The organism is Albidovulum sp. (assembly GCF_041919395.1).
GTDB lineage: Bacteria > Pseudomonadota > Alphaproteobacteria > Rhodobacterales > Rhodobacteraceae > Albidovulum.
Genome location: NZ_JAYRTX010000109.1, coordinates 1 through 9,723 on the forward strand (window position 1 = coordinate 1; position 9,723 = coordinate 9,723).

The 9,723-nt window shown below is 68.6% G+C and carries 9 protein-coding genes and 1 tRNA gene; 2 read left to right on the forward strand and 8 right to left on the reverse strand.

All coding sequences use genetic code 11. The annotated features are described in order from the left end of the window. Positions 1-23: 23 nt before the first annotated feature. Positions 24-98: transfer RNA gene (locus tag ACMUOO_RS14965), tRNA-Asn, on the reverse strand. Positions 99-168: 70 nt separating this feature from the next. Beyond that, positions 169-1,080, reverse strand: a complete 912-nt coding sequence (locus tag ACMUOO_RS14970; RefSeq protein WP_301920614.1) for an MBL fold metallo-hydrolase — start codon at positions 1,078-1,080, stop codon at positions 169-171. A gap of 42 nt (positions 1,081-1,122) precedes the next feature. Between ACMUOO_RS14970 and ACMUOO_RS14975 the strand changes: the two genes are divergently transcribed. Continuing rightward, positions 1,123-2,445, forward strand: a complete 1,323-nt coding sequence (locus tag ACMUOO_RS14975) for an ATP-binding protein (protein WP_413855677.1) — start codon at positions 1,123-1,125, stop codon at positions 2,443-2,445. A gap of 3 nt (positions 2,446-2,448) precedes the next feature. On the opposite strand, the gene ACMUOO_RS14980 is transcribed toward ACMUOO_RS14975, so the two are convergent. The 5 genes from ACMUOO_RS14980 to ACMUOO_RS15000 all read right to left on the reverse strand — a co-directional run bounded on the left by ACMUOO_RS14980 (position 2,449) and on the right by ACMUOO_RS15000 (position 6,765). After that, a complete protein-coding gene (locus tag ACMUOO_RS14980; RefSeq protein ID WP_301920613.1) occupies positions 2,449-2,682 on the reverse strand; it encodes a hypothetical protein in 234 nt (77 codons plus the stop codon). Between the two features lie 98 nt (positions 2,683-2,780). Further along, complete coding sequence (gene arsJ, locus ACMUOO_RS14985; RefSeq protein ID WP_301920612.1) at positions 2,781-4,055, reverse strand: organoarsenical effux MFS transporter ArsJ; 1,275 nt, start codon at positions 4,053-4,055, stop codon at positions 2,781-2,783. Then, positions 4,052-5,062, reverse strand: a complete 1,011-nt coding sequence (locus ACMUOO_RS14990; protein WP_301920611.1) for an ArsJ-associated glyceraldehyde-3-phosphate dehydrogenase — start codon at positions 5,060-5,062, stop codon at positions 4,052-4,054. The genes arsJ and ACMUOO_RS14990 overlap by 4 nt, the downstream gene beginning before the upstream one ends. A 4-nt stretch (positions 5,063-5,066) precedes the next feature. Next, the gene (locus tag ACMUOO_RS14995; protein ID WP_301920610.1) at positions 5,067-5,921 is read right to left on the reverse strand and encodes a metalloregulator ArsR/SmtB family transcription factor; all 855 of its coding nucleotides are present in this window, start codon (positions 5,919-5,921) and stop codon (positions 5,067-5,069) included. A 76-nt stretch (positions 5,922-5,997) separates the two neighbouring features. Further along, positions 5,998-6,765 (reverse strand): helix-turn-helix transcriptional regulator, encoded by a 768-nt coding sequence (locus ACMUOO_RS15000; RefSeq protein WP_301920609.1) that lies wholly within the window; start codon positions 6,763-6,765, stop codon positions 5,998-6,000. A 232-nt stretch (positions 6,766-6,997) separates the two neighbouring features. On the opposite strand from ACMUOO_RS15000, the gene ACMUOO_RS15005 reads away from it, so the two are divergent. Beyond that, positions 6,998-8,182 (forward strand): NAD(P)/FAD-dependent oxidoreductase, encoded by a 1,185-nt coding sequence (locus tag ACMUOO_RS15005; protein ID WP_301920608.1) that lies wholly within the window; start codon positions 6,998-7,000, stop codon positions 8,180-8,182. A gap of 5 nt (positions 8,183-8,187) precedes the next feature. Here the strand turns inward: ACMUOO_RS15005 and ACMUOO_RS15010 are convergent. Further along, the coding region (locus ACMUOO_RS15010; RefSeq protein ID WP_413855678.1) for a SulP family inorganic anion transporter at positions 8,188-9,723 on the reverse strand (1,536 nt) is incomplete at its 5' end.

Consider the following 9,723-nt stretch of genomic DNA (forward strand, 5'->3'; position numbering starts at 1 on the left):
ATCGCCTAAGTGCTTGATTTATTTGGCTCCGGCGGTAGGGATCGAACCTACGACCAATTGATTAACAGTCAACTGCTCTACCGCTGAGCTACGCCGGAACACCGGGGGGCGATATAGCAAGGCAGCGTGGGGGCGTCCAGAGGGTTTGGCGGAAAAAATCCGTCACCGTCAGAGCCGGCGGAACCGCGATCCGGCGGCCGGAATGCCCTCGCAGAATGCGCGATTTCTGTTCATGAGATCAATGAGATGCGCGAGGACGTTCCGGGCTGCGGCGGGCAGGAGCGGGGCCGGCGTGTCCTGATAGATCGCGCGGGCAAGCGACATGGCATCGGCAGGGCCGTCGGTCAGGGCGGCCAGGATCGCGGCCTCGCGGGCGCGGCGGTGGGCGACAAGGTCCGCGATCCGCCCGACAGGGTCGCCCACCGGATCGCCGTGGCCGGCGTAGAGCCGGCGTGGCCGGCGCGCCGCCAGCCGGTCGAGCGACGCCATGTAGGCGCCCATGTCGCCGTCGGGTGGCGAGACGATCGAGGTGGACCAGCCCATGACCTGATCCCCGGCGAAGACGGCGTCATCCCAGAGAAAGCTCAGGTGATTGCCCATGTGTCCCGGCGTGTGGAGGGCGCGGAGCATCCAGCCCTTGCCCGCAATCTCGGTGCCGTCGGCGAGGGTTTCGTCGGGGGTGAATCCCGTATCGACCCCTTCGCCGCCCGCGATCGTCCCTGACGCGGCGAGCCGCTCCATTGCTGCGGAGCGTCCGGCCATCGCGTGGCCGAAGGCGAGGACGGGCGCGCCCGTCGCCGCGGCGAGAGGACGGGCGAGGGGGGAGTGGTCGAGGTGGGAATGGGTGACGAAAATATGGCTGATCCGCTCTCCGGGGGCGAGGGCGTCGCGCAAGGCGCGAAGATGGCGGGGCTCGGCAGGGCCAGGGTCGATCACGGCGACCTCGCCCTCGCCCAGGATATAGCTGTTGGTGCCGTGGAAGGTCATCGGCGATGGGTTGGGCGCGAGGACCACGCGCAGGCCCGGCGCAAGGCGCTGCACCGCGCCGGGCAGGGGGCGGATTTCCGGAGCCTCATCCATCTTGCGCTTTCTCTCCCTGAGGCGCGTCGATAGATTTGGGCCATGATCTCGGCCACAATCAAGCGCATCCTGCCGCGCGGTCTTTACGGCCGGGCCGCGCTCATCCTGATCGTGCCGATCCTCGCGCTCCAGCTCGTCGTGTCGCTGGCCTTCCTGCAGCGTCATTTCGAGGGCGTGACGCGGCAGATGACGCGCAACATCGCGCTCGAGATCGCTCTCATCTCGGACGCCGTGACGGTCGCGCCCGACCAGGCCACCGCGGCGGCGGCGGCGGCACGGCTCGGCGAGGCGTTGGCCATGACGGTCACTCTGCCGGCGGCGACAGAGGCACCGGCCGCCGATCGGCGGGTGTTCTACGACTTCTCGGGCCGGATCGTCATCGCGACGCTGCGGCAGGCCTTTGCGGACATGGGCCCCATCGACCTCTACGACCTCCGCCGCGTGCGCTTCACGCTGCCAACGCCCCATGGCGCCGTGGAGATCGCATTCGACCGGGGCCGCGTCTCGGCCTCGAACCCGCACCAGCTTCTCGTCCTGATGGTCGTGGCGGGACTTCTCATGACGCTCATCGCCTTCTTCTTCCTGCGCAACCAACTCCGCCCGATCCGCCGGCTGGCGCGCGCGGCGGAGGAGTTCGGCAAAGGCCGGATCGTGCCCTACAAGCCCTCGGGCGCGGTCGAGGTGCGTTCGGCGGGAAACGCGTTCCTCGACATGAGGGCGCGGATCGAGCGGCAGATCGAACAGCGCACGCTGCTCCTGTCCGGGGTCAGCCACGACCTCAGGACGCCGCTCACCCGGCTGAAGCTCGGGCTCGCGATGCTGGACGAGGACGAGGCCCGGCCGATGATGCGCGACGTGGATGACATGCAGCGGCTGCTCGACGATTTCCTCGCCTTCGTGCGCGGAGACGCGACGGAGGAGGCGGCCGAGCCCAGCGATCCGGTGGCGCTTGTCACCGCAGTCGTCGAGGACGCGCGACGCGCGGGCCAGGCCGTGGTGCTGCATTCCGTCGAGGGCCGGGGCGAAGCCATGCTGAGGGCGGGCGCGGTGCGCAGGGCACTCGAGAACCTCATCGGCAACGCCACCCGCTACGGCACCCGCGCCGAAGTGTCGGTGGCCATCCTGGAACGCGCCCTGCGCATCAGCGTGGAGGACGACGGCCCCGGCATCCCGAAGCATCGGCGCGAGGAGGCGATGCGGCCCTTCACCCGTCTCGACGACGCGCGCAACCAGGACCGGGGCACGGGAACCGGGCTCGGCCTTGCCATCGCGGCCGACATCGCGCGCAGCCACGGCGGCACGCTCCGTCTTGGCGACAGCGCGCGGCTTGGCGGGCTGAAGGCCGAGATCGTGCTGGCCCGCTGACCGTCAGAAGAACGCCAGACCGAGGGCGATCCAGGCCGGAAGCGCGAGCAGGATCGCCGGCCCCAGCCACCAGCCGGAGACCCAGCGCGCGCTTTCGCGGTCCTGTTCGGACGGGGCATCGTTCGGCTCCCCGCAGTCAAGCGGCGTGAGCTCCTGCCGATACCAGTCGTCCAAGGCATCCGGACGCGCGCGACTTTCGGCGCCCGGACGCCGCGCGGCGCCCGTCTTTGCAACCATGACGATGTCCCTTCTACCCGGGACCGAGACTAGGGCGGACGGGTTACCGGAGGATTAGCGGCAGACGCGCTTCATGGGCCGCACTCAATGCCCGCGGATCAGCCCGGAGCGGAGCCGAGGCGTCGCGCGGCCAGCCAGCTTGCCAGCGCCATCGCGCCTGCGGTGGCGAGGCAGAGGGGCAGGCCGCCGATCTGGTAGCTGAGGCCCGAGAGGAGCGTGCCGATCAGCCTGCCTGCGGCATTGGCCATGTAGTAGAAGCCCACGTCTCGGGTGATCCGATCCGCCGACCCGAAGGCGAGGATCAGGTAGGAATGGACCGAGGAATTGACGGCGAAGACAAAGCCGAACAGCAGGAGGCCCCCGATCAGTGTTGCGGTCAGCCAGGGGGCGGGTCCGCCTGCCGCCCATGCCGCCGCGGCCAGAAGAACCGGGATCGGCACCAGGAGCCCGGCCCAGAGGATCGCCTTGGCGGTCGTCTCGGCCTCGGGCTGGCCCCTGGCCCCAAGAAGGCGCGGGGCAAGGGCCTGCACGGCGCCATAGCCGATGATCCAGAGCGCGAGGAAACCGCCGATCAGGAAGAAGGCCTCGCGCCGGCCCTCGACGGTGCCGTCCGACAGCACCGACTGGAAGTAGACCGGGATGCCAACGACGAACCACGCATCGCGAGCGCCGAAGAGGAACATCCGCGCCAGCGACAGCCGGTTCACCCGCGCGTCCTTCGACCGCCAGCCGCCCCAGGCCTCGTCGGATTTCATCCGTCCGGGCAGGCCCGCAGGCAGGAACAGCACGACAGCGGCGAGGATGACCGCGAGGACGCCCGCCATGCCCCAGACCGCCGCATCGAAGCCTGCGAGCGCCAGAAGCGCAGCGCCGAGGAAGAAGCCGAGACCCTTCACGGCGTTCTTCGACCCGGTGAGGAGGGCGACCCAGCGGAACAACCCGCCGTCTTCCTTCGGCGCCAGCAGCTTGACGGCGGACTTCGAGGACATCTTGGCAAGGTCCTTGGCCACGCCCGAGACCCCCTGGACCGCCATGACGAAAGCGACCGAAGCCGCAACGCCCCAGGAGTGGTCAAGCTGGGCCAGCGCCACCAACGCCCCGATCTGCAGCGCAAGGCCGCCATAGAGCGTGGCAGCAAGACCGAAGCGCGCGGCCAGCCAGCCGGCGGCAAGGTTGGTAACGATGCCGGCGACCTCATACAGCAGGAACAGCCAGGCAAGCTGGATCGGCGCGAAGCCCAGGCTGTTGAAGTGCAACAACACCAGCATCCGCAGCGCGCCGTCGGAAAGCATGAAGGCCCAGTAGGCCGCCGTGACGGCGGCATAGGCACGCAAGGGGTTGGGCGGCCCCGGCGGGCTTTCGGCGTCGGTCACAGCGACCCCGCCACCATCCGCACGATATCGGCCAGCCGACAGGCATAGCCCCATTCGTTGTCATACCACGCGTAGATCTTCACCTGCGTCCCGTTGATGACCATGGTGGAGGGGCCGTCGACGATGGCGGAGCGCGGATCGTTGGTGAAGTCGGAGGAGACGAGGGGCCGGGCCTCGAAGCCGAGGATCCCCTTCAGCGGCCCGTCGGCCGCGGCGGCGAACAGGGCATTCACCTCCTCGGCGGTGGTCGCCCGCTCCACCTCGAAGACGCAGTCCGTGAGGGAGGCGTTCAGGAGCGGCACCCGGACGGCGTGGCCATTCAGCCGGCCCCTGAGTTCCGGATAGATCAGCGTGATGGCGGTCGCCGAGCCTGTCGTCGTCGGGATCAGGTTCATCAGCGCCGACCGCGCGCGGCGCATGTCCTTGGCCGGGCGGTCGACGATGGTCTGGGTATTGGTCACGTCATGGATGGTCGTGATCGACCCGTGGCGGATGCCCAGGTTTTCGTGGATCACCTTCACCACCGGGGCGAGGCAGTTCGTCGTGCAGGAGGCTGCGGTGATCAGGGCCTGAGACCCATCGTAAAGGTGGTGGTTCACCCCGTGGACGAGGTTCAGCGCCCCGCCATCCTTCACCGGGGCAGAGACGACGACCTTCCTCGCCCCGGCGGCGTAATAGGGCGCCACCTTCGCGGCGGTCTTGAAGACCCCGGTGCAGTCGATGACGATATCGACGCCCAGTTCCGCCAATGGCAGCGCCTCGATCGACGTCTCATGCGTCAGACGGGTTGTCCGGCCGTTCAGCACCAGCGCCCCATCCGCCGCGGCGACCGGCGTGCGCCAGCGTCCGTGGACCGAGTCGAACTCCATCAGCAGGGCGTGCTGTCCGGCATCGCCGGCGGGATCGTTCAGAAGCACGATCTCGCCGTCGCTGCCTGCGTCGATCAGGTCGCGCAGGACAAGCTTTCCGATGCGGCCCAGGCCGTTGAGAGCAATACGAGGGCTCATGGCATCAGGTCCCTGCGGTCTGGTCGGCGCCGATGGCATCGACGCGGGATTGCAGCGACAGCCGGCTGAGCGACCCGAAGGGCAACTCGACGAAGGCCGCGATCCGGCGGCGCAGCGCGGCATAGGTCTGGGCGAAGACCAGCGCCTTTTGCGCGTCCGTGCCGGTCGCCTTCACCGGGTCGGGCAGGCCCCAGTGGCCGGTGATCGGCTGGCCGGGCCAGGGCGGGCATTCCTCGGCCGCCGCAGTGTCGCAGACGGTGAAGACGAAATCCATCACGATTGAACCGGGCTGCTGGAATTTCGAGATGTGCTTGGACCGTAGTCCGGAGATGTCGTGGCCGTTGCGTTTCAGGATTTCCAGCGCGAAGGGGTTCAACTCGCTCCCCGGGCGCGTTCCGGCAGAGAAAGCCTGGAACTTGCCTTTGCCCAGATCCCGGAGCAGCGCCTCGGCAAAGATCGAGCGGGCCGAGTTGCCCGAGCAGATGAAGAGCACGTCGAAATCGGTATCGCGGGTACGAGAGTCCATGGGGGCGGCGTCCTTCCGGGGGGAGAGCAAGGGGGCGAGAAGGTCGGGGCGGGCGCGGCCCACGTCGAGCGCGAGGTAGCCGATCAGCCCCTCGGTCGTGTCGAGATCGACCGAGTAGTAAAGCGAGCGCCCCTGCCGATTTACGCCGACAAGGTCCGAGGCTGTCAGGTCGGCCAGGTGATGCGACAGCGTGTTCTGCTTCATCCCGAGCGCCTCGGCGATCTCGGTCGGGCGCACGCCCTGCGGCGCAAAGCGCATCAGGAGCCGGAAGACGGCGAGGCGGCCGGAGTGGCCGAGCGTGGCGAAGGCGTGGGCGGCACTGTTCTTATCCATAGTTCCAGAATATAGGAAATATGATCACGCATCCAGTGAAGGTTTCGTGACACGGGTTCCGGAGTCCGGCGCCGAGTCAGGCGCTCAGCACGAAGATCTGGTTCTGGAACGACGCCTTGAGCACCGCCTGGGCGGTGGTCTCGACATCAAGCGCCTCGCGCGCCAGGCGCAGGTGCTTTTCGACTGTGGCCGACGTCAGGCCCATGATCGTCGCGATGTCCTGTGTGGTCTTGCCGTCGCCCACCCATTCGAGCGCCTCGCGCTGGCGCGGCGTCAGCGCGCGCCTGGAAGAGGCGTAGGGCATGCAGGTGATCCTGAGATGGGTGACGTTGTTGATGACCGTGATCTCGCGTCCGTGCTGGGCCCATATCGCATCGACCTCGTGCTGTTTCAGCCCCGGACGTGCGCAAAGGCCGATGGCGCCCTTTGCGCGGACCGAAACGTCGCGGAAGCTGATCGAGTAACCCGCCTTGACGTCATGCCTGTGGTTAAGCTCGACGATCTTCCGTTCGACCGGAGTCATCGCCTGGGCCTGGGCCAGTTCGCCGATCAGCCGCCACGAACAGGCGCCCTCGTTCGCGGCGGCCCACTTGACCATGGGCGCCTGCATGTAGAGTCCGCTCTGGACGAAGGCGGCGAGATAGTCCTCCGGATGATTGGAGAGCACCAGCACGTCCTCGGCGCTGCCGAAGGAATTCGACGTGCGGAACCGGGTGAAGCCGTAGAGCAGCCGCGAGAATCCGTATTCGTTCATCTTCGCCAGGTGCAGCGACCAGAGCTCTTCGATCGAGCCGGCCTCGATCACCCGCTCCAGGTGCGCGACGAGATTGTCGCGGCCAGTCATGGCGCGAGTCCTGTCATCTGCCGCGTCCGGCGGCGCATGCGACGAACGCGCGTCGGGTGCGCGTGCGCCGACGCAAAACCAACAATGGCGACATCATCTGTCGACAATCGCAAAGAAACCATGGCTACATCCCCGCCTCAAATTGCCACGCCAGCGGGTTTCTGTCGAGTAGCGGTCTTTCCCTTTCCGCGCAGGCTGATAGCAATGCGCTGAAACCGGCGAGGATAGGGTGATGGAAGAGATGCGGGCTGACGTCGTGATCATCGGGGGTGCGGTGACGGGGGCGGCCACGGCCTGGTGGCTGATGCAGATGGCGCCGGATCTGAAGGTCACGGTGATCGAGAAGGACCCGACCTATGCCCGCTCAGCCACCGCGCTTTCGGTCGCCTCGGTCCGCCAGCAGTTCTCCAACCCGGTGAACGTCGAGATCTCGCGCTTCGGCGTGGACTTCATCCGGAACTTCGCCGAGCGCATCGGGCCGGAGGGCGGCATTGCCTCGCTCGGGCTGAAGGAGAACGGGTATCTCTTCCTCTCGGGCACCGAGGACGGTGCGCGGACGCTTGCCGAGTTGGCGGCCATGCAGCGCAGCCTGGGCGCCGCGACGGAGGTGCTGGACGCGGCGGCGCTCGCCACGCGCTTCCCCTGGATGAACCTCGAAGACGTGACGGCGGGCTCGATCGGCGCGCGCGACGAGGGCTGGTTCGACAACATGGGGCTTCTGAACGGGTTCCGCGCCGCCGCGCGGGCGCGGGGGGCGGTGTTCCTTGCCGACCGGGTGACGGGGCTGGAGCGGGCGGGCGACCGGGTCACGGCGGCACTGACCGAGGGCGGGCGCCGGATCGAGGCCGGCGCGTTCCTCTGTGCGGCCGGCACCCGATCCGCGGCGGTCTGCGCCATGGCGGGCATCGACCTGCCGGTCGAGCCGCGCAAGCGCACGGTCTTCGTCGTCGATGCCCCGAACGCGCGCCACGCCGATGCACCCCTGATCATCGACCATACCGGCGTGTACCTGCGCCCCGAGCATGGCGCCTGGATCGCCGCGACCGTGCCCGACGACGACGGCCCCTGCGACCCTGACGACTTCGAGCCCGACCACGCCCAGTTCGAGGAGTTGATCTGGCCGCGGCTCTACCATCGCTCCGAGGGCTTCGACGCGGTGAAGGTGCTCAGGCTCTGGGTCGGGCACTACGACTACAACACGCTCGATCAGAACGCGGTCCTCGGGCGCTGGCCGGGTCACGCGAACTTTCACGTCGCGGCCGGGTTTTCGGGCCACGGGCTTCAGCAATCCCCGGCCGTCGGGCGCGCGATGGCCGAGTTGATCCTGCACGGCGGCTACCGCAGCCTCGACCTTTTGCCGCTCGGGCCCGAGCGCGTCCTGGAGGGGCGACCGTTCCTGGAGAAGGCGATCGTCTGAAGCGTTCAGGGCGACGGCACGACGACGGGGCCAACGCGGTTCGTCCCGCGCCGCGCAGCGCGCAGCGTGCCTTCTGTCAGCGCAGGCGCAAGCCGCCGCATCGCGTCGCACTGGGTGAGGAATATCTCGCCGGTCAGCTCCGAAAGCAGGTGGCTCCGCCGCAGCCTGTCCATCACCGGGCCCTTGACCTCGGACAGGTGGAGCCGCACGCCGCCGTCCTTCAGGCGCTGGTTGATCGCCTCCAGGCTTTCGAGCGCGGAGGCGTCGACGGCATTCACCGCGGGGCACATCAGGACCACATGCGCCAGCCGAGGGTTCGCGGCGATCTCCGCCTGCACCACGTCTTCGAGAAAGCGGGCATTGGCGAAATAGAGGCTTTCGTCCACCCGGATCGTCACCACGTCGGGCGCGGTCACCACCTCGTGGCGCCGGACATTCCGGAAATGCTCCGTCCCCGGCACCTGGCCGACGATGGCGACATGGGGCCGCGAGGTGCGGTAGAGATGCATCGTCAGCGACAGGGCGACGCCGGCGAGGATGCCCCTCTCCACCCCCGCGAACAGCGTGACGAGGATCGTGGCCGCCATCGCCGCGCCATCGGCGCGCGAATAGGCCCAGATACGGGGAAGCGCCTTCAGGTCCACGAGGCTGAGAACCGCGACGACGATCGTTGCGGCGAGGGTCGCCTGCGGCAGGTAGTAGAGCAGGGGTGTCAGCGTCAGCGTGGCGAGCGCCATCATGACGGCCGTGTAGGCCCCCGCCGCCGGTGTCTCGGCGCCGGCGTCGAAGTTCACGACCGACCGCGCGAAGCCGCCGGTTACGGGAAAGCCGCCCGAAACCGCGGCGCCGAGGTTCGCGGCGCCGAGTGCCACGAGTTCCTGGTCGGGGTCGATGCGCTGCCGCCGCTTGGCCGCGAGCGTCTGGGCGACCGAGATCGTCTCCACGTAGCCGACGACGGAGATGAGCAGTGCCGGCACTGCGAGCCGCGCCCAGAGATCGGCGTCGAACGGGGGCAGGGCGGGCAGGGGCAGGCCCGAGGGTACCTCGCCGACCGTGCGGATGCCGCTGCCCGGGAGGCCGAGAGCCGAGGCGAGCGCGGCAAGGAGGGCGGCTAGGACCGTCGTCGCCACGACAGCAATCACCGGCCCTGTCCGGGCGAGGATCGTCGCCCGGCCGGGCGCCATGCCGCAGGCGACGAGGAGGGGTCTCAGTCCCGTTCGCGCCCAGAAGAGGAAGGCCGTGGCCCCCGCGCCGATCAGGAGCGTCGGAAGGCTCGCCGCGCCAAGATGCGCCCAGACGGAGCGCGCGATTTCGGGCAGGGTCTGCCCTCCCGCATCCACGCCGAGCAGGTGCTTGACCTGCGCCGCCGCGATGAGAAGCCCCGAGGCGCTGATGAAGCCCGAGATGACCGGGTGGCTGAGGAAGGCGGCGAGGAAGCCGAGCCGCGCCAGCCCCATCGCGGTGAGCATGAACCCGGAGAGGAAGGCAAGGAGGATGGCCGCGCCGAGATATTCGGGCGTGCCCGCCCGCGCGACCTCCCC